Here is a 25,311-nt window from a genome sequence, read left to right as displayed (position 1 = left end):
CCCTCGGCAACGGAGAGTGGTCACGTGAGGTTCGACCACGGGCGCGGGAACCGGCGCCACCATCAGTCTCCACCGGGCGGGCTCCGGCCCGCCTCGGGCTTTCGTCCGGACTTGCCGGGCCGAAAGTACCGCTAGTCCTCCCGCGTGTAGTAGCGGTAGAAGGCCGCCAGGCCGACACCCGCTCCGACGGCCAGGGCGAGGCCGACGGACCGCAGGATGCTGTGGTCGGCGAGGCTGTAGAGGTAGCCGAAGGCGATGCCCGCGAAGGCTCCGTACGCCGTGGCGTGCAGCTCCCGCTTCAGCCTGGGGCCGATGCGGGCCAGGGCGACCATGCAGGCGGCGAAGATGGCGCCGCACAGGATCCCGTAGAAGACGTTGCCCGCGTCGACCGGGCCCATCTGGCGCTTCATGAACGCGGCGTACACGCCGTAGACGAGTCCGAGGAGCAGTGGGCGCGCCAGTGCGCTCTTGCTCATGTGGGTCGTGTCCGCCAGATGCCGGTGCCGCCTGGGGGCGGTGGGTGCCGCATGTGCCATGACGGGCTCCTCTCTTCCACCACTCAGGGCACACCCGCCGCCCCCGACCGGCAAGTGGATCAAGGATCAGGCCCCGCGTACGGCCACCGCGTCCACCTCGAACAACATCCCCGGCAGAGCCAGGGCGGCCACGCCGATCAGGGTCTGGGCGGGCAGTTCGGTGCCCCAGGTGGCGTGCAGGTGCTTGAGGAGCACCTCCAGCTTCCGCTCGTCGTGCCCGACGACGTACGTCCCGATGCGGACGACATCGGCGGGGCCGAGGCCGACGGCCGCCAGGGCGGTGCGGAGGTTGGCGAAGGCCTGGCCGACCTGGTCCTCGAAGTCCTCGGAGACCACGTGGCCGCTCTCGTCGCTGCCGTACTGGCCGGCTATGAAGACCTGCTCGCCGGGTGCGGAGACGATGTGGCTGTATCCGTAGCCGGTGGGGTCGTGCAGTCCTGCCGGGTTGGTGATGCTGCGCGTCATTGTCTGGCTCCTCAGTCGGTCGTGTGCGTCAGTGCGCCGCGAGCCAGGCCCGCAGCCGCTCGGGAGCCTCGGGAGCCTGCCGCTCGGCCTGCCGCCGGATGCCGTCGAGGTCCTGGTCTGCGAGGGCGCGGCGCCAGGCCAGCTCGGCCCGGGCCATGGCGTGTGCGATGGCGCAGTCCGCCGAGTCCGCGGACTGCGCCGGCCCGGCGGACTCTGCGGACTCTGCGGACTCTGCGGACTCTGCGGACTGCGCCGGCTCCGCGGCGGGCGGCTCCCCGCCCGGGCCCCGTCTGCGGATCTCCGCGCACCGGAAGGCCTCCTCGGGCCCCTCGACGGCGGCGACCACGTCCATGAGCGAGATGTCGGCGAGCGGTCGGGCCAGCCTGAAGCCGCCGCGCGGCCCGGGGGTGGAAGTCACGATCCCCGCCCGGGCCAGCGCCTGGAGCTGCTTGTTGAGATAGGCGGCGGGCAGGTCGTGCCACGCGGCCAGCCGCGCCGCCGACACGGCCCGCCCGGGCACGCTCCAGGCCAGGTTGACGCAGCTGTGCAGCGCCCACTCGACGCCTTCACTCATCCTCATAATCTGGATATTAGATGTCCAGATTATTGCTCCGCAAGGGCCGACACGCCACCCGCCCGCAGCAGCAACGCGCGCACCGCGCGGCCAGGCGGCTTTCCCTGGTGACGTGCGCACCTTTCTCTCGGCGGTACTCATCGCTCTCGTGGCCCTCCTCGTGCCCGCGAGCGCCGTCGCGTACTGGGCCGACCACGAGCTGGGGAGCGCCGACCGGTACACCGCCGCCATGTCCCCGCTCGCCGAGAACCCGGCCGTGCAGAAGGTCGTCGTCACCCAGGCCACCCGCGGCCTGGCCGGGCAGATCGACGCCGGTCCCTTCCAGACCGGCGTCGAAGCCCTGCTCGGCGAGGCCCTGAGCTCCTTCGTCGGCACCCCCGCCTACCGGACCGCCTGGGACGCCACGAACCGCGCCGCGCACGCCGCCTTCCTCAAAGCGCTCACCACGGGCGACGGCAATGCCGTCACCATCGACCTCGAACCCGTGATCGCGCAGGTCAAAGAGGTGCTCGTCGAGGACGGGGTGCCGCTCGCCGACCGCATCCCGGTCACCCACATCTCGGTGAAGGTCATGGAGTACGACAATCTCGGCGCGCTCCGGAAGGGCTTCCGCATGCTGCAGATCGCCGGCATCTGGCTCCCCGTGCTGACTCTGGTGCTGGCCGCCGCGGCCATCGCCCTCGCCGTCCACCGGCGCCGCGCCGTCATCGCCACCGGGTTGGGGCTGGCCGTTGGGGCGGCCCTGCTGGGGTTCGCCGTGGCGCTGTGCCGGCGCCTGACCCTGGACGACCTCCCCGCCGACATCGACCGGCCCGCGGCCGAGGCGGTCTACGACGCGCTCACCGCGTTCCTGCGCACCACCGCCTGGGTGGTGCTCGCGGTCGGACTGGCCGCCGCGCTCGCCGCCTGGCTGACGGGCCGCCTGCGCCGGACCCCATAAGCTCGGAAGGTACGCAAAGGGCGCAGAGAATCCGATTCGCGGCACGGAAGCGGAATGAGCACCGAACAGATACCGTCCGGGCGAGCCCGGCACAATCCGCTGGCTCCACCCCCCTGGCTCCTCAACGGGCTGCGGCCGAGCACCGCACCGATCCCCTGGGCGGCCGTGGCACGTGCGGGCATCGCGCTGGCCGCACCGCTCGCCGTCGGCTTCGCCCTGGACGAGCCCGAGTACGGCGCGCTCGTGTCGATGGGCGCCCTGGCCGGAGTGATCGGCGACACCGCCGACGCCTACCGGATGCGGGTCCTGAACATCGCCGTGCCGCAGCTCTTCGGCGCCGTCGGCGTCGCCCTGGGCACCCTCGTGTTCGGACACGGCTGGCTCGCCGTCGGCCTGCTCACCCTGATCGCCCTGGTCTCCGGGATGATCTCCTCGATCGGCACGGTCGCCTCCGTGTCCGGACTGCTGCTCCTGCTCAACGCGGTGGTCGGGGCCGGGCTGCCGATGCCCCAGCCCTGGTGGACCGCGCCGCTGCTGCTGAGCGCGGGCGGGCTGTTCGTCCTGCTGCTGACCCTGCTGGGCTGGCCGTTGCGCGGCCGGCTGCCGGAACGCGCCGCCGTCGCCGCCGTCTACCGGGCGCTGGCCGACGCCCTGGAGGCCGCGGGCCGGCCCGGTCCGGCGTACGAGCAGCACCGCCAGCAGGTCACCCAGGCCCTGAACCAGGCCTACGACCTCGTCCTGGGCCGGCGGGCCCGGGTGCACGGGCGCAGCCCCTCGCTGGTGCGGATGCTGGCCCAGCTCAACGTACTGATCCCGGTGGTCGAGGCCGCCCCCGCCGCCCACCTGCGCCGCAGGCCGCTGCCGCCCGAGATCCCGGCAGCCGTACGGGAACTGGCGGCGGCCGTGGAAGAGGGCCGCACCGGAACGCCCGTACTGGACCTGCCCGAGCCGCACGGCCAGTCCGAGCGGGCCCTCGACGCGGCGCTGCGGCACGCGGCGACCATCGTGCTGCTGGCCGAACCCGACCCGTACAACGTCGACGACCGGCTCGGCCGGCCCGCCGCGCTGCGGGTCCGGGCCCGGCGGGCCGTGCGCGACATGATGCTGTCGGCGGCCTCCTGGCGCTACGGGCTGCGGCTCGCCCTGTGCATCGGACTGGCCCAGGCGCTGGTCTCGGTCGTGGAGATCGAACGCTCCTACTGGGTCGCCCTGACGGTCACCTTCGTCCTGAAGCCCGACTTCGGATCCGTCTTCTCCCGGGCCGTGCTGCGCGCGCTGGGCACCGCCGCCGGGCTGGTCATCGCCGCCGCGGTGCTCGCCGAGGTGCCCCGCGGATGGTGGGACGTGCCCGTGATGGCCGTACTCGCTGCTCTGATCCCCGCCTTCTCCGCCAAGGGATACGCCTTCCAGACCGCCGCGATCACCCCGGTGATCCTGCTGCTCTCGGACCTGCTCAACCACCAGGGCTTCGACCTGATCCGGCCCCGGCTGTTGGACAGCCTCATCGGCTGCGCCATCACCCTGGTCGCGGGGTACCTGCTGTGGCCCGAGAGCTGGCGCACCCGGCTCGGCGACCGGCTCGCGGACGCCGTCGACGACGCCGCGCGGTACGTGGAGCGGGCGTTCGGCAGCGACCCCGGGACCCAGACCGAGGCCGGGCTGCGCGCGGCGCGGACGGCCCGGCTACAGGCCCGGCGCAGGATCTACCGGGACCTGTCGGGGGTGCGCAGCGAGTTCCAGCGGGCCCTGACCGAGCCGCCGCCGACGGGGGCGCGGGCGGCCGCGTGGTGGCCGCTGGTCGTCGCCGTCGAGCGGATCGTGGACGCGACGACCGCCGCGCGGGTCCGGGTCAACCACGGCGCGCAGCCGCCTGCGGCCGCCGAGGTCGAGCAGGTCACGCGGCAGCTGCGGGACCTGGCCGGCGGGGTCCGCAACAGCCTGACCCCGGTACGGGTCGACATCCCGGCGGAGGGTGACGGATCCAGCGTCCTGGCCCCGCTCCGCCAGGAGGTCGCGGCGGCCCGGGCCATTGCCCATCCCGGGGGCTGAGGAGCCCCGCCCACTGCCCGGCGCAGTGCGGCCGCGTAACCCGAACGGCCCCGCTCCCGGGCCGGAGGCCCGGCGCCGGGAGAGCATCGGAGCATGCAGCGTGCCTCGGCCGTGATGGTGCTCACCGCCCTCCTGGGCGGCACGGCCGGGTGCGCCGATGTGGAAGGGCTGCGCAACGACGGGGACCTCGGGACGGTGCACGCCCCGCAGACCCTGTGGAAGGACATCCGGCCCGACCCGCCCGATCCGGGGCAGCAGCCGGGAACGGCCGCGGTCGTGCCCGGACTGCCCGAGGTCGCGGACCTGAACATGCGCGGCGTGGACCCGGTGGCCGTCGTCCGCGCGGACATCACCGCCGCCACCACCCAGGACGGCGGGACCGGACGGCTCGTGGACCCCCGGGCCATCCAGCGCATCGCGCTCTGTACACAGGCTGTGGACGGCGGCCCGGACTGCCCCGTACGCCCCGCGGTCCTGCACGACGTCACCGGCAACGGCAAGGACGAGCTGATCACCGCCCTCGACATCGACGGCCGGCTGAGCGAACTGCGCGTCTACACAGTCCTGGACGACGGCAGGATCGCCCGGATCCTGTCCCGGCGGGCGGTGCTGGAGGGTGTCGAGGTGGCCGCCGAGCACCTGGCAGTGCGCGAACCGACGTCGAACCCGAAGTACGTCGCCGTCTCCGACTACGTCTGGGACCCGGATGCCGGGATCATGAACCTCTCCCAGCTCACCCTCGACGACTGCCCCGGGGGCACGGACAGCTCCAGGCCCTGCACCCCGAGCGCGGCCTGAGGGGCGGCGGGCCGATGCGGGTGACGAGCAGTCTGCGCTGGAAGATCGCCCTGACCACGACGACCGTCTGCTGCGCCGTCGCAGCGGCACTGGGCATCCTCGTGCACAACGTGGTCGCCCGGCAGATCGTCGGCGAGGTCCGCAAGGACGTGGACCGCGACCTCGACCACGCCCTCGGGCACTACCAGTACGGCACCGCGCACGGCGACGTGAACGTCGCCATGGACTCCCCCGAGCTCCCGAAGCCCCTGCGCGAGCTCGTCGCCCGCGGGCTGACCGGCAGCATGGTCGGCGAACACTCCGGCAAGCCCGTCATGTGGGCCGCCGGCCCGGCCGACGACCAGTCCCTCGCCGTCTGGGTCCCGTACGAGAACACCCGCTCCCGGCTGCGGGACATGGACACCGCGATCCTCGCCTCGTCGGCGCTCGCCGCCGGCGTGGTGGCGCTCGCCGGCATCTTCCTGGCCAACCGGATCAGCCACCGCCTTCGGACCACCGCCGCCGTGGCCCGCCGGATCAGCGCCGGGGACCTGGACGCCCGGGTCGACTTCCCGGCCGACGGGGACGAGGGCCTCCGGCCGTCGCGCTCCCGCGACGAGGTACGGGACGTGGCGCATGCCCTGGACACCATGGCCGCATCGCTCCAGGACCGGCTGGAGGCGGAGAAGCGGTTCACGGCCGATGTCGCGCACGAGCTGCGCACCCCGCTCACGGGATCGCTCGCCGCGGCTTCCCTGCTGCCCGAGGGACGCCCCAAGGAGATGATCAACGACCGGCTCAGGGCCCTGCACCTGCTCACCGAGGACCTGCTGGAGATCTCCCGGCTGGATTCGGGCGTGGAGCAGGCCGACTTGAGCCGCGTCGAGCTCGGCCGGGCTGTCCAGCGGGCGGTGACGGGCACCCGGCTGGCCGCCACGGTACGGGTGCTCCGTGACGCGGTGGTGCTCACCGACCGGCGCCGGCTGGACCGGATCCTGGCCAACCTGCTGGTCAACGCCCACAAGCACGGGCAGCCGCCGATCGAGGTGAGCGTGGAGGGGCCGGTCGTGACCATCCGCGACCACGGGCCCGGCTACCCGCCCGAGCTGATCGAGCAGGGACCGCAGCGCTTCCGCACCGGAGACCCGGGCCGCGGGCGCGGCCACGGGCTCGGCCTGACGATCGCGGCCGGCCAGGCGGCGGTACTGGAGATCGAGCTCGGCTTCTCCAACGCCCCGGACGGGGGCGCGGTGACCACGCTCCGGCTCCCCGTCGGGCGCCTGCCGGACGGAAGTTGACCGGGCGCGAGGGAATGTTTCACGTGAAACACCTCTCGCGCCCGGTCAACTGGGCATGCCCGTCGGCTGGATCAGACGGCTGGATCAGACGCCGATGTTCTTGCCGTCCTTGCGCCAGACCGACACGACGGCCGGGCGGACGATCTTGCCGGGGCCGTCGGGCCACACCGACTGCGGCTTCTCGACGGACGCGCCGTCGATCTCGCCCGGGTGCTGGACCGCGACCAGGACGCGCTTGTCCTGGATGATCGGGCCGCAGGTCTCGGCACCGCGCGGAACCGTCAGGAACTGCTTCAGCTCGCCGCGCCGGTCACCGGCGGTGGCGACACCGAACAGGCCGTCGTGGGAGCCGAGCTGGTTGCCGTCCGTGGAGATCCACAGGTTGCCGTGCGGGTCGAAGGCCACGTTGTCCGGGCAGGAGATCGGGCTGACCTTGTCCTTCGGGAAGCCCGCGAAGTAGGTGGCCGGGTCGTTGGGGTCACCGGCGACCAGGAAGAGCCGCCAGGCGAAGCCGTCGCCCGCCGGGTTGTCGAAGTTCTCGGCGAGCTCCAGGACCTGGCCGTGCTTGTTCAGGTTGCGCGGGTTGGACTCGGTCGCGCCCTCGGCCTTGCCGGGCTTGCCGCGGTCGGTGTTGTTGGTCAGCGCGATGTAGACGCGACCGGTGCGCGGGGAGGGCTCGACGTCCTCGGGGCGGTCCATCTTGGTGGCGCCCACCTTGTCGGCGGCCTGGCGCGTGAAGACGTACACCTCCTCGGCGGTCATGCCCTCGACGTGCGAGACGTTGCCGGTGGCGAGCTTGATCCAGATGCCCGAGCCGTCGAACTCGCCGTCGGCGGGCAGCTTGCCGGAGCCGTCGAACTCGGTGACCGGGGAGTCACCGGTGAGCTTGGCGACGTAGAGGGTGCCCTCGTCGAGCAGCGTGAGGTTGTGCTCCTTCGCCGCGCGCGAGTTGCCCTTCTTCATCTGCTTCGAGGAGACGAACTTGTAGAAGTAGTCGAAGCGCTCGTCGTCGCCCATGTAGACGACCGGGCGGCCGTCCTCGGTCAGGCGGGGCTGCGCGGCCTCGTGCTTGAAGCGGCCGAGCGCGGTGCGCTTGCGCGGGGTGGAGTTCGGGTCGTACGGGTCCAGCTCGACGACCCAGCCGAAGCGATGCGACTCGTTGGGCTCCTGCGCCACGTCGAAGCGCTTGTCGAACCGCTCCCACTTGCGCTCGGTGGCGCCGGCGGTCACGCCGTAGCGCTTCAGGCGGGCGGCCTGGGTGGGGTCGGTGACCTGGCCGGCGTTGCCGAAGTACTGGTTGAAGTTCTCCTCGCCGTGGAGGGTGGTGCCCCACGGGGTGGTGCCGCCGGCGCAGTTGTTGAGGGTGCCGAGCACCTTGGTGCCGGTGGCGTCGACGGAGGTCTTCAGCAGGGCGCCGCCCGCGGCCGGGCCGGTCAGCTTGAACTCGCTGGTGGCGGTCAGACGGCGGTTGAGCTGGTGGCGGGTGACCGCGGTCAGCTTGCCGCTGCGGTGGTCCTCCTGGACGACGACCACGGACAGGCCGTGCGCGGCCCAGGCGATCTCGACCTGCTCGCGGGTCGGGTTCGCCGGGTCGTAGCCCTTGAACATGAGGTTCTCGTCGGTGTACTCGTGGTTGGCCACGAGCAGCTGCTGGCGCTCGTAGTCGCCGCCGAGCGGGAGCAGGCTGAGGAAGTCGTTGTTGTAGCCGAACTGACCGGCCTGGGCGGCGGCGGTCTGCTTGTCGGGGTTGAAGCCCGGAGCACCCTTGATGATCGGCTCGCCCCAGCGGATGACCACGTTCTGCTCGTGGCCCTCGGGGATGGTGACCGCGTCGTTGGTGTTCGGCGCGACGGACTTGAAGCGCAGGCCGCGGGCGCCGGCGGCGTTGGCCTGGGCGGAAGCGCCCTGGGCCTCGGCGGCGGGGGTCGCGTTGGCGGAGGAACCGTTTCCGCCGACGGCCACGGCGGTACCGGCCGCGGTGGCGACCGTCACGACGGCGGCGGAGCGCAGCATCGAGCGGCGGGAGTAGGCGCGGGCTATGACGTCGCCGGCGTACTCGTTGTCGCTCGTGTTCGGCACCTCGTGGAAGCAGGCGTCACCGCAGCGGTAGCGGCAGGTGAGGGCGGAACGGCCGCCCCCATGCGGGTTGCCGATGAGCGGCAGGAGCTTGCGCACGAGTGTCCTCCGTAGGTGCACGGTCCCCGACAACGTGTCGGTCGAATCCAGCCGTGACGCTAGGCGCGGGTTGCGCCGAAGCGGCGGCGCGGGGATGAACGGCCGGTGAACCCGGCACGTCGGAGCGGCAGTTCGGCGGCGCGGCGGGTGTGTTTGGGCAGTGGGCGCCACGAAAGGTGCCCCTGCCGAAGTTCCAGCCAAGGGGCCGATAACCTTACGTGTCCACTCTGGGCAGGGATCTACCGCGCAGTACGGACAAATGACGCACGCACTCATGCGAAAGGCCTGGCCCATGGGTATTCGGAGCTTGTTGCGCAAGGTGTTCGGACGGGCTTCGGAGCCGGTTCCGGAGTCGGCTGACGCCCCTTCGGCGGCCCTTCCGAGCCAGGCGGAACGCACCCCCCTGGACGCGGCGGCCGAGCTGGTGGCGGCCTCCTTCGACAACCCGACCGTTCCGCCGCAGTCCGCCCCGCGGGACCGCGAGCCGGGCACGCTGCTCACGGCCACGGCGCCGGCCCCGGACCCCACGGTCCCGGAAGCCCGCCGCCCTGCGCCTCCGGCGGTTCAGCAGGACCCCGCCCCGGCGGATCCGGTACCGGCTGCCGCCGAGCCGGAGCCCGTCGCCGCCGAGGCCGCCGCCACCGAGCCGGAGGCGCAGCCCGCGCCCCTCGCGGCCGTTGCCGCCGCCGAGGTGGAGGCCCAGGCCGAGGCCGTCCCCGCCGAGGTGGAGGCCGAGGCGGAGCCGGTCGCGGCCGCCGCCGAGGCTGAGGTCGTTGCCGCCGAAGCGGAGGCCGAGGTCGAGGTCCTGCCCGAGGCTGAGGTCGAGCCCGTCGCCGCCGAGGTTGCGGCGGAGCCCGTCGCGGCCGCAGCCGAGGCCAAGCCGGAGCCGGAGGCAGTGGTCGAGCCCGAGGCACAGCCCGAGCCCGTCGCGGCCGCCGTCGAGGTCGAGCCCGTCGCCGCCGAGCCGGAGGTCGAGCCTGAGCCGGAGGCAGTGGTCGAGGCCGTCGCGGCCGCCGACGACGTGGAGGCGGACGCCGGGACCGAGGCGGGGCCCGCGCATGCGGCTGCGGTCGTGCGGCGTCGGGCGCCCGGGATCTCCGCGGCGTACAAGGCCGCGGGGCAGGTGCTCCGCGGCAAGGACAAGGCCGGGGCACGGGCCAAGGTGTACCTGGTGCTGGACCGCTCCGGCTCGATGCGCCCGTTCTACAAGGACGGCAGCGCCCAGCACCTCGCCGACCACGCGCTCGCCCTGGCCGCGCACCTCGACGGGGCGGCCACCGTGCACACGGTGTTCTTCTCCACGGAGGTGGACGGCACCGCCGACCTGACCCTCGACGGCCACGACGCGGCCTGGGTCGAGGCCCGGCACGCCGAGCTCGGCCGGATGGGCCGCACCAGCTACCACGTGGCCGTGGAGGCCGTCGTCGAGCGCTACCAGAAGGACGGCGGCGAGGGCCCGGCCCTCGTGGTCTTCCAGACCGACGGCGCACCCGACAACCGCCAGCCCGCCAAGGCGGCACTGGCCGAGGCGGCCACCACCGCCCCGGACGTCCACTGGCAGTTCGTCGCCTTCGGCGACCACGACGCCAAGGCCTTCGACTTCCTGCGCAAGCTGGACGCCGAGAACGCCGGCTTCTTCCACGCCGGCCCCGCCCCCCGCGAGCTGACCTCCGCCGCCCTCCTCAAGGGCATCCTGGAGCGGTTCCAGTCGTAAGCAAGTAGCAAGTAGCAAGTAGCAAGCAGTACGCACACGGGGAAGGGCCCGGGATCCTCGATCCCGGGCCCTTCCCCGTGCTCCTGAGCCTTAGCGCGCGGCGTCCGGGTGGACGGCCTCCGCGATCGGCTTGGCGTCGGCGGCCTTGGCCTCGGACGCCTTCGTCTCGACGGGCTTGCGCAGCGCGATGTTCAGCTCGCGCAGGCGGGACTCCTCCAGGACGGTGGGCGCGCCCATCATCAGGTCCTGCGCGTTGCCGTTGAGCGGGAAGGCGATCGTCTCGCGGATGTTCGGCTCGTCGGCCAGCAGCATCACGATGCGGTCCACACCCGGGGCGATGCCACCGTGCGGCGGGGCGCCCAGGCGGAACGCGCGCAGCATGCCCGCGAACTCGCGCTCGACGGTCTCGGCCTCGTAACCGGCGATCTCGAAGGCCTTCAGCATGACCTCGGGCTCGTGGTTGCGGATGGCGCCGGAGGACAGCTCGATGCCGTTGCAGACGATGTCGTACTGCCAGGCAAGGATGTCCAGCGGGTCCTTCTCCTCCAGGTCCTTCATCCCGCCCTGCGGCATGGAGAAGGGGTTGTGGGAGAAGTCGATCTTGCCGGTCTCCTCGTCCTTCTCGTACATCGGGAAGTCGACGATCCAGCAGAAGCGGAAGACGTTCTCCTCGAACTGGCCCGCACGCTTGGCCGCCTCGACGCGGACGCCGGACATGATCTTGGAGACTTCGTCGAAGTCGCCCGCGCCGAAGAACACGGCGTGGCCGGGGACCAGGCCCAGGCGCTCGGTGAGGACCTTGAGGTTCTCCTCGGTGAGGAACTTGGCGATCGGGCCGGTCAGCGAACCGTCCTCGCCCACGCGGACCCAGGCCAGGCCCTTGGCGCCCAGTGAGATCGCGTACTCGCCGAGGCCGTCGAAGAACTTGCGCGGCTGCGCGGCGGTGTCCGGGACGGCCAGCGCGCGCACGTGCTTGCCGGCGAACGCCTTGAACTCCGAGCCCTCGAACACGTCGGTGATGTCGACGAGCTCCAGCTTGGCGCGCAGGTCGGGCTTGTCGTTGCCGTACTTCAGCATCGACTCGCGGAACGGGATCCGCGGGAAGGGGGAGGTGACCTCGCGGCCGCCGCCGAACTCGGTGAAGAGCTCGGTCATCAGGCGCTCGATCGGCTGGAAGACGTCCTCCTGCTCGACGAAGGACATCTCCACGTCGAGCTGGTAGAACTCGCCCGGCGAGCGGTCGGCGCGGGCGTCCTCGTCGCGGAAGCACGGCGCGATCTGGAAGTAGCGGTCGAAGCCGGAGATCATCAGCAGCTGCTTGAACTGCTGCGGCGCCTGCGGCAGGGCGTAGAACTTGCCCGGGTTCAGGCGGGACGGGACGACGAAGTCACGGGCGCCCTCGGGGGAGGTCGCGGTGAGGATCGGGGTCGCCATCTCGTTGAAGCCGAGGGCCACCATCTTGTGGCGGATCGAGGCGATGACGGCCGAGCGCAGCATGATGTTGCGGTGCATGCGCTCGCGGCGCAGGTCGAGGAAGCGGTACTCCAGGCGCCGCTCCTCGTTCACACCGTCGTCGGTGTTGATGGTGAACGGCAGCGGGGCGGCCGCGCCGAGCACCTCGACGGCGGAGACCTCGACCTCGACCTCGCCGGTCGCCAGCTCCGGGTTGACGTTGTCGGCGCCGCGGGAGACGACCTTGCCGTCGATGCGGACGACGGTCTCCTTGGTGACGCTGCTCAGCGCCTCGTTCGCGGCGGTGCCGGGGCGGGCGACGAGCTGCGTGATGCCGTAGTGGTCACGGAGATCGATGAAGAGGATGCCGCCCAGGTCTCGACGATTGTGCAGCCAGCCGCTCAGCCGGACGTCGGAGGCGACGTCGGAGGCTCGGAGCTCGCCGCACGTGTGGGACCTGTACCGATGCATCAGTCATCCAGTTCTTCGCGATACCAGGGTGGATTCAACCGTCCCAAGGTTACCGTCCGGGCCGGGCACCGCGCGGGCGCGCCCGACAGGGTGGTGAACAGGCACGTCAGGCGTATGACCTGTAAAGATGGCCGGGTGCGCACCGAGGACGTCCTGGCCGCCATCGCGACGGGCCTGTGGCGGTGGGACAACGCCTCCGGGACGGTCACCCTCGACAGCGAGGCCGCCCGGCTCCTCGGGCTGCCCGCGGAGCCCGTCGTCCTGCCGGAAGTGGCCGTGCGCTCGCGCTTCCACCCGGTGGACTGGAACGAGATCAACGGCATCGTGAACCTGGCGGTGGCCGAGGACACCCTCGCCGAGGCCCGGCTGCGGATCATGGACGAGGACGGGCGCGTGCTGCGCACCGTACGCAGCCGCTCGAAACCGCTGGAGAACCGGAGCGCGGACGGCCGCCTCGACTACGAGCTGATCGGCACCATCCAGGAGATCGCCGAGCCCCAGCCGGGCACCACGGCCGTGCACACCCCGATCACCGGCGACTGGCGGCGCTCCCGCGAGGCCTTCCTGCTGGACGCGGGGCGCGCGCTGGCCGAGGCCCGCTCCACGGCGGAGGTGCTGCGGGTCGCCGCGTCCCTGTCCATGCCCGGGTTCAGCCCCGACGGGCTGGCCGTCTTCGGCGTGGCGGGCGACCGGCTGTCGATCATCGGGCACCACGGGCACGACGCCGGGGACGAGGGCCCCTTCGCGGACATGCGGCTGGAGACGGACTACCCGGCCGCCGAGGTCGTGCGCACGGGGCGGGCGATCTACCTCCCCAGCCCCGAGGACTACAAGCGGCGGTTCCCGGCCACCTGGCCGCTCGCCCAGCGCTTCGACCGGGTCTCCTGGGCCTTCCTCCCGCTGATCGTGGCCGGGCGGACCATGGGCGCCTGGATGGCCGCGTTCAAGCACCCGGTCTCCTTCTCGCCGGACGAGCGGTCCGTGCTGACGACGGTGGCCCGCATGCTCGCCCAGGCGCTCCAGCGCGCCGGGGTGGCCGAGTCCGAGCGGGAGCTCACCACCGGCCTCCAGCGGTCGATGATGCCGCAGCTCGGACCCGAGATCCCGGGCATGCAGCTCGCCGCCCGCTACGTCCCCACCGGCGGCGGGCTCCAGGTCGGCGGCGACTGGTACGACATGATCCCGCTGCCCTCGGGGCGGTTCGCGCTGGTCATCGGGGACGTCCAGGGGCACGACGTACGGGCCGCCGGGCTGATGGGCCAGCTGCGGATCGCGGTGCGCGCGTACGCCTCCGAAGGCCACCGCCCCGACGCGGTGCTCTCCCGCGCCTCCCGCTTCCTGGCCGGGCTGTGCTCCTCGCAGGAGCAGGAGTCGGACTCCGGCGAGGACCCCGACTTCCAGAGCCCGCGCTTCGCGACCTGCCTGTACGTGGAGTGCGACCCGGAGACGGGGCTGCTGGAGGTGGCCCGGGCCGGCCACCCCGACCCGGCGATCCGGATGACCGACGGCACCGTCCTGATGCGCCCGACCGCGGGGGGCCTGCCGCTGGGCATCGTCCCCGACACGGACTACCCGACCACCCGGTTCACGCTGGAACCCGGCGAGACGATGATGCTCTGCACCGACGGGCTCATCGAGACCGGCGGGCACGACCTGGACACCGGCTGGGCGCGGCTGCGGGCCATCCTGGAGTCCGAGACGCACGACACCGAGAGCCTCGAAAAACTCGCCGACCTGCTGGTCCAGGCCGTGCACGGACCCTCCTCGCACCACACCACCGGCCCGCTGGCCGACCGCCGCGAGGACGACATAGCCGTCGTCCTGCTGTGCCGCGAGGGCGCCGGCTGCGGCTGCGGGAGCCCGCTGCTGCACCCCGTGCGCCCGGCCCGGCGCACGATGCTGACCGTGGCCCAGGCGGAACCGGAGCGCATCGCGGGGGCGCGGCGCCAGATCCGGGAGCTGCTGCACGACTGGGCGGACGCCGAGCAGGTGGACTCGGCGGTGCTGATGGTCTCCGAGATGGTCACGAACGTGCTGATGCACACCGACGGCGACGCGCTGCTGGTGGCGGAGGCGGTGGGCGAACTGGGCGGGCGCCGGCTGCGCATCGAGGTCGCGGACACCAGCGACGAGCTCCCGCACAAGCGGCATCCCGGGGAGATGGCCTCCAGCGGGCGGGGCGTCCTGCTGATGGAGATGCTCGCCGACGCGTGGGGCGTGGACCCCAGGGGCGAGGGCAAGTCGATCTGGTTCGAGCTCCACGAGCAGTCCAAAGAGCCGGACTCCGACCCTGGCTCCGACCAGGACGACGACCCGGCCGACGACCCGGCCGACGACCCGCCGGCCTGAGCCCGGGCGGGCGGTGGCCACCGTGATTGGATACCCCGGTGTCCACTCCCCCGGCTTCGCCGACCCCCCTGCTCCCCGAGCCCGTTCGGCGACTGGCCGCCTGGTGCGCCGTAGCGCTCCTCGTCACCGGTGTGGCCGCTGTCGGCGTGTGGCTGTGCATCACCTTCAAGACCGCCGTCACGCCCGTGCTGCTCGCCCTTCTCGGTACGGCGCTCCTCGGGCCCCTGCACCGCCGCCTCGTGCGGATGAAGCTGAACCGTTCCCTCGCCGCCGGGCTCACCTGCCTCGCCGTGGTCGCGGTCGTCGGCGGGGCCTCGTACGTCGTCGTGCACGCCCTGATCAGCACCGGTGACGAGATCGTCGGCTCCCTCAAGCGGGCCGGCCAGGACCTCGCCGAGCACTTCGGGGCCGCCGGGACCTCGCTCCAGGACCTGGCCTCCAACGCCAAGGAGCTGCTCGCCAAGTTCGGCGGAACGGCCGCCTCCGGCGTCATCACCGGCATCAGCGTCGTCGGCGAGATGATCGCCACCGCCGTCCTCGCGCTGCTGCTGATCTTCTTCTTCCTACGCGACTCCGACCGTGCGGCCGGCACCCTGCGCTCGCTCGCGCCGCGCGCCACCGGCGACACCGTCGAGGCCATGGCCCGGCGCGCCTTCGAGGCCGTCGAGGGGTTCATGCGCGGAACCACCTTCATCGCCGCGATCGACGCCATCTGCATCACGGTGGGGCTGCTCGTGCTCCGCGTGCCCGGGGCGGTGGGGCTCGGCGCCCTGGTGTTCGTCGGCGCCTACATCCCGTACCTCGGCGCCTTCATCTCGGGGGCCGTGGCGGTGCTCGTCGCCTTCGCCGACCGGGGCTGGGTCATCGGGCTGTGGGCGCTGGGCGTGGTGCTCGCCGTACAGGTGCTGGAGGGGCACGTGCTCCAGCCCATGATCCAGAGCCGGACCGTGCAGATGCATCCGGCCGTGGTCATGCTGGCCATCACGGCCGGGGCGAGCGTCGCCGGGATCCTCGGGATGCTGCTCGCCGTACCGCTCACCGCGGCCGTCTTCGGGGTGCTGTCCGAGCTGCGGGCCCGGTACGCCGCCGCGGCGCCCGGGGACGCCGACGAGGGCCGGGACGTGCTCCCGGCCGGATGAGCTCCGCCGGCCGGGTGAGCGTTCCCGGCCGGGGTGTGGCTGCGGGGCCGGGGCCCGTCAGTCCTCCGACGCCTCGCCGGTGCCGCGGTGGCCGAGCCCGGTCCGCGCGGTGGTGGGGATGCGCCCCAGCCGGCCGGCCTGGAAGTCGTCGAAGGCCTGCTGGAGTTCGTGCTTGCTGTTCATGACGAACGGCCCGTAGTGCGCCATCGGCTCCCGGATCGGACGCCCGCCGAGGAGGACGATCTCCAGGTCCGGGGTGTTGGAGTCCTGGGCCTCGTCCGCCCGGAAGGTGAGCGAGCCGCCCTCGCCGAAGACCGCGGTCTGCCCGGTGCGGACGGGCCGGCGGTCCTCGCCGACCGAGCCGCGCCCGGCCATGACGTACGCGAGGGCGTTGAAGTCCTCGCGCCACGGCAGGGTGACCTGCGCGCCCGGCGTGACGGTCGCGTGGATCATCGTGATCGGCGTGTGGGTGATGCCCGGGCCCGCGTGGCCGTCGATCTCACCGGCGATCACGCGCAGCAGGGCGCCGCCGTCGGGGGTGGTCAGCAGCTGGACCTGGCCGCCGCCGATGTCCTGGTAGCGCGGGGGCATCATCTTGTCGGAGGCCGGGAGGTTCACCCACAGCTGGAGGCCGTGGAAGAGCCCGCCGGACACGACGAGCGACTCCGGCGGGGCCTCGATGTGCAGGAGGCCCGAACCGGCGGTCATCCACTGGGTGTCGCCGCCGTTGATGACTCCGCCGCCGCCGTTGCTGTCCTGGTGGACGAAGGTTCCGTCGATCAGGTACGTGACGGTCTCGAAGCCGCGGTGGGGGTGCCAGGGGGTGCCCTTCGGCTCGCCCGGCGCGTACTCCACCTCGCCCATCTGATCCATCATGATGAACGGGTCGAGGTACTGGTAGTTGATCCCGGCGAACGCGCGGCGCACCGGGAACCCCTCGCCCTCGAAGCCTCCGGGAGCGGTCGTGACGGCCAGCACCTTGCGGGCGGCGGTCTCCTGGGCGGGCTCCGCGACGCGGGGAAGCGTCAACGGGTTCTCCACAGTCACTGCAGGCATGGTCGGAACCTCCTTCTGCGTCGAGTTTAGTTGAAACTCGAACTTTCTGCCACACCCGCGGAACAGCACCTCCCCCCGCCGCATTCCCGGGCAACCCCGCGGCCCCCGGCCCCGTCCTTCCGTTCATGGAGAGCAGCAGCCACAGCAGCACCGGCGCGACCGACCGGCCCGACCCGCCGCGCCCGCGCTGGGACCCGCCCGCGCCCCTGCGCATCCTGGGCTGGTCCACGGCCGTGACCGCCGTGGTCACCGCCCTCGGCTGGGCCGGCCACCACTGGGCGGCGACGGGCCTGCCGATGGAGCCGCTGCCCGGCTCGCCCTGGCCGTACCTGACCGCCTGGGCCGTCATCGGCTTCGCCGCCTGCCTGCTGCTGCGCGCGGCGATGGCCGGGCTGGATTCCGACGGCCACGGCGGACAGCTCGTCGCCGTCCCCCTGCTCGCCGGCATCCGGCTCTGCCTGGCCCACCGGCCCGACCCCGCGCTCGTGTACGCCTACGGAGCCGCGGCCCTGGCCGCCCTGGCGGTGGTGGCCCTCCTGTGGCGCCTGCGCCTGGGCCGCGGCTGACCCGGGCACACACGTACGCCCGCCCCTGCCGCGCGGGCCGCGCGGTGGGACGGGCGTAGGGGCGTGCAGGCGCACCCGCGGCCTGCGGCTACGGGGCCGTGACCGTGGTCGCCGCCACGGCGTCCGTCCAGCCGTGCGGCAGGACGTCCACGCACCCGGCGGGCCCTCCGGTGCCGGGGCGACCACCGCCATGCCCAGCTCGACGAGGGGCAGCGGTTCGGTGGCGGCTAGGGGGTGTCTGGCGGATCAGGGCCCGGCCATGATCCGCCAGACACCCCCTAGCCGTACATGCGGCGCATCGCGAAGTCGACCATCTGCTCGACCGCCTTCGCGTCGAAGACCATCCGGTGGTCGCCCTCCATGTCGAGGACGAAGCCGTAGCCGGTGGGCAGCAGGTCGATCACCTCGGCGCCGGTGATCACGAAGTACTTGGACTCCTTGCCGGCGTACCGGCGCAGCTCCTTGAGCGTGGTGAACATGGGGATCACCGGCTGCTGCGTGTTGTGCAGCGCCAGGAAGCCCGGGGTCTCGCCACGCGGGCAGTAGACCTTCGAGGTGGCGAAGATCTGCTGGAAGTCCTCGGCGGACAGCGACCCGGTCGTGAAGGCCCGCACCGCGTCGGCGAGCGACGGCGGCGAGGGCTCGGGGTACAGCGGCTGCTCGCCGTACCCGCCGGCCATCTGCTGCGGGGCGGCGTACTGCTGCTGCCCCGCGCTCACGTTCTGGTCGTAGCCGTACATGGCCCAAAGCCTACCGAGCGGGCGGGTGGCCCAGGACACCCATTCCGGCCAGGGCTTCCGGCAGCCCTCAAGCGGTTCTGGCTTGATGCTGGTCACAGTCGTCCAGCAAGGGTTGATTCTTATTACCCGCGGGTAGCATCATGCTGTTACCGATTGGTATGTACGAGGAACCTGTCTCCCCGAGCCTTAACGGAGCCGTCGCCATGGGGCACTACAAGTCGAATCTCCGCGACATCGAGTTCAACCTCTTCGAGGTGCTCGGCCGCGAAAAGCTGTACGGCACCGGTCCGTTCGAGGAGATGGACACCGAGACCGCCAAGAGCGTCCTGTCCGAGCTGACCCGTCTCGCCGAGAACGAGCTGGCCGCCTCCTTCGAGGACGCCGACCGCAACCCGCCGGTCTTCGACCCGGCTACCAACACCGCGCCGGTCCCGGCCTCCTTCAAGAAGAGCTACGAAGCCTTCATGGAGTCGGAGTACTGGCGCCTGGGCCTGCCCGAGGAGATCGGCGGCACCACCTCGCCCCGCTCCCTCATCTGGGCGTACGCGGAGCTGCTGCTCGGCGCGAACCCGGCCATCTGGATGTACTCCTCCGGCCCGGCCTTCGCCGGCATCCTCTTCGAAGAGGGCAACGAGGCGCAGAAGAAGGTCGCCCAGATCGCGGTCGAGAAGCGCTGGGGCTCCACCATGGTCCTCACCGAGCCGGACGCCGGCTCGGACGTCGGCGCCGGCCGTACCAAGGCGATCCAGCAGGCCGACGGCTCCTGGCACATCGAGGGCGTGAAGCGCTTCATCACGTCCGGTGAGCACGACATGGAGGAGAACATCCTCCACTACGTCCTCGCGCGCCCCGAGGGCCACGGCCCGGGCACCAAGGGCCTGTCCCTCTTCCTCGTCCCGAAGTTCCACTTCGACTGGGAGACCGGCGAGCTGGGCGAGCGCAACGGCGTCTACGCGACGAACGTCGAGCACAAGATGGGCCTCAAGGCGTCCAACACGTGCGAGATGACCTTCGGCGACCAGCACCCCGCCAAGGGCTGGCTGATCGGCGACAAGCACGACGGCATCCGCCAGATGTTCATGATCATCGAGTTCGCCCGGATGATGGTCGGCACGAAGGCCATCGCCACCCTCTCCACCGGCTACCTGAACGCGCTGGAGTACGCCAAGGAGCGCGTGCAGGGCACGGACCTGGCCGACTTCATGGACAAGACCGCGCCCAAGGTCACCATCACGCACCACCCCGACGTGCGCCGCTCGCTCATGACGCAGAAGGCGTACGCCGAGGGCATGCGCGCCCTGGTCCTGTACACGGCCTCCGTCCAGGACGAGATCCAGCTCAAGCAGGCCGCGGGCGAGGACGCCTCCGCGCAGATCGGCCTGAACGACCTGCTCCTGCCGATCGTCAAGGGCTACGGCTCGGAGCGCTCCTACGAGCAGCTCGCGCAGTCCCTGCAGACCTTCGGCGGTTCCGGTTACCTCCAGGAATACCCGATCGAGCAGTACATCCGCGACGCCAAGATCGACACCCTCTACGAGGGCACCACCGCCATCCAGGGCCAGGACTTCTTCTTCCGGAAGATCGTCCGCGACCAGGGCGCCTCCCTGAACGTCCTCTCCGAGACGATCAAGAAGTTCCTGGCCGAGGCCGTCGGCGGCGAGGAGCTGGCCGGCGCCCGCGACGCGCTCGCCAAGGCCGCCGTGGACCTGGAGGGCATCGTCGGCCAGATGATCGTCGACCTCACCGCCACCGGCGAGGACGTCAAGAACATCTACAAGGTCGGCCAGAACACCACGCGCCTTCTGATGGCGTCCGGCGACGTCGTCGTCGGGTACCTGCTGCTCAAGGGTGCGGCCGTGGCCGCCGAGAAGCTCGCGGGCGCCTCCGCCAAGGACGTTCCCTTCTACACCGGCAAGATCGCGGCCGCGAAGTTCTTCGCCTCGCAGATCCTGCCGAACGTCTCGGTCGCCCGCGCGCTGGCCGAGGGCGTCGACAACTCCCTGATGGAGCTCGACGAGGCGGCCTTCTAGGCTCCACCACAAGCCCGCCGGCCCAGCCCCGGCAGGCTTCACATCTGTACGCGGTGTACGTACACCGCGGCGGCCGGGCCCTGTCGTACGGGGGTCCGGCCGCCGCTGTTCGCGCCTTGTCAGTCGTTCATGGGACGCTCGTAGACATGAGTCCACAGGAGCAGCACGGCAACAGCAGGGGGTACTCCGTCCCGACCGGGCGGCCGTACGCCCTCAAGGAGCTGCAGGCCGCCCTGGGCAGTCTCGGCGACCACCTGAAGGAGCTCTACGACGGCGCCCACCCCGCCGAGTACGAGGCCGTCGCCGACGCTCTGTACACCGCCTTCCAGACCGCGGCCGGGCTCGCCCCCGCCAAGAGCTACACCGGATGCTCCGAGCACCCCAACGGCGCCCTCGACCCCGAGGCTCCCGACGGCTGGGGCCGCTGCCTCATCTGCAACGACCGGCGCCGCCTCGGACTGCGCGCCCAGGGCGCCCGCGCGGCCGCCGCGGCCCCGCCGGCCGGCGAGCAGCGGCGGCTCGGCTACCCCGTGCCAGATCCCCCGTACACGCTCCAGGCCCTGCGCGCGTGCGTCCGTACCGTCGAGGAGCGCCGCTTCCACCTGGGCTTCTCCTCCCCGGCCGAGGAGTTCGTACAGATCGCGGACGACCTGCACCGCGCGTTCATCGTGGCCCGCGAACTCTCCCGGCCGCGCAACGCCTCGGGATGCTCCGAACACCCCGGCGCGCCCATCGACCCCGACGCACCGCCGGGTGAGGCCTGTATCTTCTGCGCCGGACGCAAGAGACGCGCGCAGCGCTCCGCACAGACCCCGGAGATGCTCCCGCGCATCCGTCGGGGCGAGCGCAGGCAGCTGCAGCGCCGATTCGAGCGACCGCCGGGCTGAGAAGGCACCGGGAGAGGGGCCACACCGCCCCGAACCCTGCCCTTTCGGCGATCCGCAGCAGTCCGGCCATGACGAACACGACCGTCGTTAAGGTGAACCACATGAGCTCTCCCGCCGCCCGCTTCGACCGCGGCCACACCGACGATCTGATGACCTTCCTGACGGCCAGTCCGTCGCCGTACCACGCCGTGGCCAATGCGGCCGAGCGGCTGGAGAAGGCAGGTTTCAGGCAGCTGTCGGAAACGGACGCCTGGGATGCGAGCACGGGGGGCAAATTCGTGCTCCGCGGCGGCGCCCTGATCGCCTGGTACGTGCCGGAGGGCGCGGCCGCGCACACCCCGTTCCGGATCGTCGGCGCACACACCGACTCCCCCAACCTGCGGGTCAAGCCGCTGCCGGACACGGGCTCGCAGGGCTGGCGGCAGATCGCGGTCGAGATCTACGGCGGCACCCTGCTCAACACCTGGCTGGACCGGGACCTGGGCCTGGCGGGCCGGTTGACCCTGCGCGACGGCAGCGAACGGCTCGTCAATGTCGACCGCGCGCTGATGCGCGTCCCCCAACTCGCCGTGCACCTGGACCGGTCGGTCAACACCGACGGGCTCAAGCTCGACAAGCAGCGGCACATGCAGCCCATCTGGGGCCTGGGCGAGGTCCAGGAAGGCGACCTGATCGCGTTCCTGGAGGAGGAAGAGGGCCTGGAGCAGGGCTCGGTGGCGGGCTGGGACCTGATGGTCCACTCGATCGAGCCGCCGTCGTACCTGGGCCGTGACCGCGAGCTGCTGGCCGGCCCCCGCATGGACAACCTGCTGTCCGTGCACGCGGGCGTCGCGGCGCTCGCGGCGGTCTCCGCCTCGGACCAGCTGGACCACATCCCGGTGCTGGCCGCCTTCGACCACGAGGAGAACGGCTCGCAGTCCGACACCGGCGCGGACGGCCCCCTGCTGGGCAACGTGCTGGAACGTTCAGTCTTCTCGCGCGGCGGCTCCTACGAGGACCGCGCGCGGGCCTTCGCGGGCACGGTCTGCCTCTCCTCGGACACCGGCCACGCCGTGCACCCCAACTACGCGGAGCGCCACGACCCCTCGCACCACCCGCGTGCCAACGGCGGCCCGATCCTGAAGGTCAACGTCAACCAGCGGTACGCGACGGACGGCAGCGGGCGCGCGGTGTTCGCGAGCGCCTGCGAGCGGGCCGGCGTGCCGTGGCAGACCTTCGTCTCCAACAACTCCATGCCCTGCGGCACGACGATCGGCCCGATCACCGCGGCCCGGCACGGCATTCAGACCGTCGACATCGGCGTCGCGATCCTCTCGATGCACAGCGCCCGCGAACTGTGCGGCGCGGACGACCCGTTCCTCCTGGCGAACGCGCTGGTGGCGTTCCTGGAGGGCTGACGCGCCTACGGAAGAACCCCGCCCGGGCCGCGCGAGCGGCCGGGGCGGGGTTCTTCACGTCTCCGTACGGCTCAGGCGTCCAGGCCGGCGAGGACCAGCGGCAGCCGGGTCGCGCCGCCCGCGGTCACCGTCACCGGAACACCCCAGTCCTGCTGGTGGACGTGGCAGGCCGGGTACTCGTTCTCCGGGTCGTCGTCGCAGGAGGCGGCCATCGCCGAGACGTGCAGCACGCCCCCGTCCACCCCGTCGGCGAGCACCAGCTCCCGGAACAGGTCGGTCCCGGCGCCGTCCCCCGCCGCCAGCAGCTCCGGCGGGGTCGAGGAGACCAGCAGCCGCGTCGAGGGCCCGTACCGGGTGTCGAGCTTCTGCCCGCTCGGGGCCTGGAAGACCACGTCGAGGCGGAGCGTGCCCGGGGCGACCTCGGTCGCGGCGCGCTGCGTGCGGTGGGCGACCGCGTCGACCCGTACCGCCTCCTCCGGCAGCCGCAGCCGGGTCAGCCGGTGCCGGGCGGACTCGACGACCACGATGTCCTCCCCGACCAGCACCGCGTCGCTGGGCTCCCGCAGGTCCGTCGCGAGGGTGGAGACCTGCCCGGTGGCGGGGTCGTAGCGGCGCAGCGCGTGGTTGTACGTGTCGCACACCGCGACCGAGCCGTCGGGCAGGGCGGTGACCCCGAGCGGGTGCTGGAGCAGCGCCTGCGCCGCGTCCCCGTCCCGGTGGCCGAAGTCGAACAGTCCGGTGCCGACGGCGGACGTGACGGCGTAGCCCGCGTCGGTGCGGTGGACGTAGCGCAGGGCGCTGGTCTCGGAGTCGGCGATCCACAGCCGGTCCTCGGTGGCCGCGAGCCCGGACGGCTGCGCGAACCAGGCCTCGGCGGCGGGGCCGTCGAGCAGGCCCTCGTTGGTCGTTCCGGCCGCGACCTCGACCGTGCCGGTCTCCGGGTCGTAGGCCCACAGCTGGTGGACGCCGGCCATCGCGATCCACACCCGGCCCTGCCACCAGGCCACGTCCCACGGCGAGGACAGGTCCACCTCCAGGGCGGGCCCGGAGGTCGGCGAGCCCTGCCACCACTGACGGCCGGTGCCGGCGACGGTCTCGACGGCGCCGGTCGCGGGGTCGAAGACGCGCAGCGCGTGGTTGACGGTGTCCGCGACCACGACCCGCCCGCCGGGCAGCAGCGCCAGCCCCTGCGGCTCGCTGAAGGCGTCGGGGCCGAAGCCCCGCTCCCCGCTGCCGATGCGCCGTACGACGCCCTCGCCGTCCGGGGTCAGCTCCACCAGCTGGTGGCGCGTGGAGTCGGACACCAGGAAGTTCCCCGACGGGAGCACGATCGCCTTCCCGGGGAACCGCAGGTCGCTCGCCACCGGCTCGGGAGCCACGTACGGCCCGTCCCCGCGGCGCAGCGTCCCCTTGGCCTCGTGCTCGGCCTCCAGCTCCTCGACGAGCCGCTCGATGGCGTGCGCGTGCCCCTCGCCGGCGTGCTGCGCGACGATGTACCCCTCGGGGTCGATCACGACGAGCGTGGGCCACGCCCGCACGGCGTACTGCTTCCAGGTCGCCAGCTCGGGGTCGTCGAGCACCGGGTGGTGCACCTCGTACCGCTCGACGGCGTCGACGACGGCCGCGTGCTCGGCCTCGTGCACGAACTTCGGCGAGTGCACGCCGATGATCACGACGGTGTCCCGGTGCTTCTCCTCCAGCTCCCGCAGCTCGTCGAGGACGTGCAGGCAGTTGATGCAGCAGAAGGTCCAGAAATCAACAACAACGCACTTACCTCGCAGGTCCGCGAGGGTCAGCTCTTTGCCTCCGGTGTTGAGCCAGCCGCCCTTGCCGATCAGCTCGGGGGCACGGACACGGGCACGGCGGCGGGGCGCAGGAGCGGGGGTGGGCTCCGGGGCGGCATCGTTCATCCTTCAAGCTTGCCATCCCGCCCCGACAACTCCCCCGGACGGGTGACCACCCCCGCTGCCGGGGGACTCCGGAGCAGGAGCGTGCGAGTGTGGAACCGTGACGGAAGGAGCTGCCTGATGGCCACCGCCGCCGAGCCCGGCAACTACACCCAGGGTGTGGATCCCGAACTGGCTCTGAAGTACGCCATTCAGCACATGCAGGGTGACCGGGTGGAGATCGTCGAGGGGGTCATCCAGGGGGGAAGCGGCGAGGTCATGACGCCGACGTGGGACCACGAGAGGGCTGCCGACAGGATCCGGTACCAGATCCTGTCGCGTGTCCGGGAGCTCGGCTGCATCACGGGCTCGGGGAACCTCGACCTTCCCCGGTCGCCGAACTGGTACGTGCCGGATCTCGCGGTGGTCCCGGAGGAGCTCGCCGACGGCGCCGCGGCACTGGTCCCCGACCAGACCCTCCTGATCGTCGAGGTCACCTCGGAGTCGAACGCCGAGACCGACCGCGTCGTCAAGCGCAAGCGGTACGCCGAGTACGGCGCACCGCTGTACCTGCTGGTCGACCGGCTCGACAAGACCGTCACGCTGTTCTCCGGGCCGGGGCGGCTCGGCTACACCGGGGTCGACGGGCCGCATCCGTTCGGGATGCCGGTGCGGCTGCCCGAGCCCTTCGGCCTGGACCTCGACACCTCCGGGCTCTAGCCCCATCCTCCGCACGTCGCTGGTTTGAGTGAGGTCTGTCGGGTTCGTGCTGGTCAGGTCAGGCTGATTTCCAACAGGTCGAGGAGGCGC

At 72.1% G+C, this 25,311-nt stretch carries 20 protein-coding genes; 12 read left to right on the top strand and 8 right to left on the bottom strand.

Features of this window, described 5'->3' with window-relative positions; translation table 11 throughout:
• Positions 1–131: 131 nt before the first annotated feature.
• The 3 genes from AB0M99_RS21575 to AB0M99_RS21565 form a co-directional block, all read right to left on the bottom strand.
• The gene (locus AB0M99_RS21575; protein ID WP_365922723.1) at positions 132–536 is read right to left on the bottom strand and encodes a hypothetical protein; all 405 of its coding nucleotides are present in this window, start codon (positions 534–536) and stop codon (positions 132–134) included.
• A gap of 66 nt (positions 537–602) precedes the next feature.
• The gene (locus tag AB0M99_RS21570; RefSeq protein WP_365922722.1) at positions 603–1,001 is read right to left on the bottom strand and encodes a RidA family protein; all 399 of its coding nucleotides are present in this window, start codon (positions 999–1,001) and stop codon (positions 603–605) included.
• A gap of 28 nt (positions 1,002–1,029) precedes the next feature.
• Entirely contained in the window at positions 1,030–1,575 is a 546-nt protein-coding gene (locus AB0M99_RS21565; RefSeq protein ID WP_365922720.1) for an Rrf2 family transcriptional regulator, read from the bottom strand.
• A 112-nt stretch (positions 1,576–1,687) separates the two neighbouring features.
• Between AB0M99_RS21565 and AB0M99_RS21560 the strand changes: the two genes are divergently transcribed.
• From AB0M99_RS21560 to AB0M99_RS21545, 4 genes are all read left to right on the top strand, one after another.
• Positions 1,688–2,515, top strand: coding sequence for a hypothetical protein (locus AB0M99_RS21560; RefSeq protein ID WP_365922719.1), 828 nt, complete (start codon positions 1,688–1,690; stop codon positions 2,513–2,515).
• A gap of 54 nt (positions 2,516–2,569) precedes the next feature.
• Positions 2,570–4,564 carry an FUSC family protein gene (locus AB0M99_RS21555; RefSeq protein WP_365922717.1) on the top strand — a complete coding sequence of 665 codons (1,995 nt, stop codon included), beginning with the start codon at positions 2,570–2,572 and terminating at the stop codon, positions 4,562–4,564.
• 93 nt (positions 4,565–4,657) lie between these two features.
• Positions 4,658–5,362, top strand: a complete 705-nt coding sequence (locus AB0M99_RS21550; protein WP_365922715.1) for a hypothetical protein — start codon at positions 4,658–4,660, stop codon at positions 5,360–5,362.
• Between the two features lie 14 nt (positions 5,363–5,376).
• A complete protein-coding gene (locus AB0M99_RS21545) occupies positions 5,377–6,639 on the top strand; it encodes a HAMP domain-containing sensor histidine kinase (protein WP_365922713.1) in 1,263 nt (420 codons plus the stop codon).
• 84 nt (positions 6,640–6,723) lie between these two features.
• Here AB0M99_RS21545 and AB0M99_RS21540 read toward each other — a convergent pair whose 3' ends face one another.
• Positions 6,724–8,814: a PhoX family phosphatase gene (locus AB0M99_RS21540; RefSeq protein ID WP_365922711.1), complete on the bottom strand. Its 2,091-nt coding sequence runs from the start codon at positions 8,812–8,814 to the stop codon at positions 6,724–6,726.
• A gap of 292 nt (positions 8,815–9,106) precedes the next feature.
• Here AB0M99_RS21540 and AB0M99_RS21535 point away from each other — a divergent pair, with 292 nt between their 5' ends.
• Entirely contained in the window at positions 9,107–10,528 is a 1,422-nt protein-coding gene (locus AB0M99_RS21535) for a VWA domain-containing protein (protein ID WP_365922709.1), read from the top strand.
• 90 nt (positions 10,529–10,618) lie between these two features.
• Here AB0M99_RS21535 and aspS read toward each other — a convergent pair whose 3' ends face one another.
• Positions 10,619–12,451, bottom strand: coding sequence for an aspartate--tRNA ligase (gene aspS / locus AB0M99_RS21530; protein ID WP_365922707.1), 1,833 nt, complete (start codon positions 12,449–12,451; stop codon positions 10,619–10,621).
• 135 nt (positions 12,452–12,586) lie between these two features.
• On the opposite strand from aspS, the gene AB0M99_RS21525 reads away from it, so the two are divergent.
• Both AB0M99_RS21525 and AB0M99_RS21520 read left to right on the top strand, forming a co-directional pair.
• On the top strand, positions 12,587–14,800 hold the full coding sequence (locus tag AB0M99_RS21525) for a SpoIIE family protein phosphatase (RefSeq protein WP_365922911.1): 2,214 nt from the start codon (positions 12,587–12,589) through the stop codon (positions 14,798–14,800).
• Positions 14,801–14,838: 38 nt separating this feature from the next.
• A complete protein-coding gene (locus tag AB0M99_RS21520; RefSeq protein ID WP_365922705.1) occupies positions 14,839–15,939 on the top strand; it encodes an AI-2E family transporter in 1,101 nt (366 codons plus the stop codon).
• 57 nt (positions 15,940–15,996) lie between these two features.
• On the opposite strand, the gene AB0M99_RS21515 is transcribed toward AB0M99_RS21520, so the two are convergent.
• Positions 15,997–16,995, bottom strand: coding sequence for a pirin family protein (locus AB0M99_RS21515; RefSeq protein ID WP_365922703.1), 999 nt, complete (start codon positions 16,993–16,995; stop codon positions 15,997–15,999).
• A 125-nt stretch (positions 16,996–17,120) separates the two neighbouring features.
• On the opposite strand from AB0M99_RS21515, the gene AB0M99_RS21510 reads away from it, so the two are divergent.
• On the top strand, positions 17,121–17,561 hold the full coding sequence (locus AB0M99_RS21510) for a hypothetical protein (protein ID WP_365922701.1): 441 nt from the start codon (positions 17,121–17,123) through the stop codon (positions 17,559–17,561).
• 278 nt (positions 17,562–17,839) lie between these two features.
• Here the strand turns inward: AB0M99_RS21510 and AB0M99_RS21505 are convergent, their stop codons facing one another.
• Complete coding sequence (locus AB0M99_RS21505; protein ID WP_042815576.1) at positions 17,840–18,301, bottom strand: SseB family protein; 462 nt, start codon at positions 18,299–18,301, stop codon at positions 17,840–17,842.
• A gap of 203 nt (positions 18,302–18,504) precedes the next feature.
• Here AB0M99_RS21505 and AB0M99_RS21500 point away from each other — a divergent pair, with 203 nt between their 5' ends.
• From AB0M99_RS21500 to AB0M99_RS21490, 3 genes are all read left to right on the top strand, one after another.
• On the top strand, positions 18,505–20,331 hold the full coding sequence (locus AB0M99_RS21500) for an acyl-CoA dehydrogenase (RefSeq protein WP_365922909.1): 1,827 nt from the start codon (positions 18,505–18,507) through the stop codon (positions 20,329–20,331).
• 146 nt (positions 20,332–20,477) lie between these two features.
• Positions 20,478–21,218, top strand: coding sequence for a hypothetical protein (locus tag AB0M99_RS21495; protein WP_365922699.1), 741 nt, complete (start codon positions 20,478–20,480; stop codon positions 21,216–21,218).
• Between the two features lie 101 nt (positions 21,219–21,319).
• Complete coding sequence (locus tag AB0M99_RS21490) at positions 21,320–22,615, top strand: M18 family aminopeptidase (RefSeq protein ID WP_365922697.1); 1,296 nt, start codon at positions 21,320–21,322, stop codon at positions 22,613–22,615.
• Between the two features lie 71 nt (positions 22,616–22,686).
• Here AB0M99_RS21490 and AB0M99_RS21485 read toward each other — a convergent pair whose 3' ends face one another.
• Positions 22,687–24,525, bottom strand: coding sequence for an NHL domain-containing thioredoxin family protein (locus AB0M99_RS21485; protein ID WP_365922695.1), 1,839 nt, complete (start codon positions 24,523–24,525; stop codon positions 22,687–22,689).
• Between the two features lie 117 nt (positions 24,526–24,642).
• On the opposite strand from AB0M99_RS21485, the gene AB0M99_RS21480 reads away from it, so the two are divergent.
• A complete protein-coding gene (locus AB0M99_RS21480) occupies positions 24,643–25,221 on the top strand; it encodes a Uma2 family endonuclease (RefSeq protein ID WP_365922693.1) in 579 nt (192 codons plus the stop codon).
• Positions 25,222–25,311: the final 90 nt, after the last annotated feature.

The organism is Streptomyces sp. NPDC051183 (genome assembly GCF_040682455.1).
Lineage (GTDB): Bacteria > Actinomycetota > Actinomycetes > Streptomycetales > Streptomycetaceae > Streptomyces.
The sequence above is the reverse complement of the archived record's forward strand: the minus strand, read 5'-3'. Positions and strand labels throughout refer to the sequence as shown.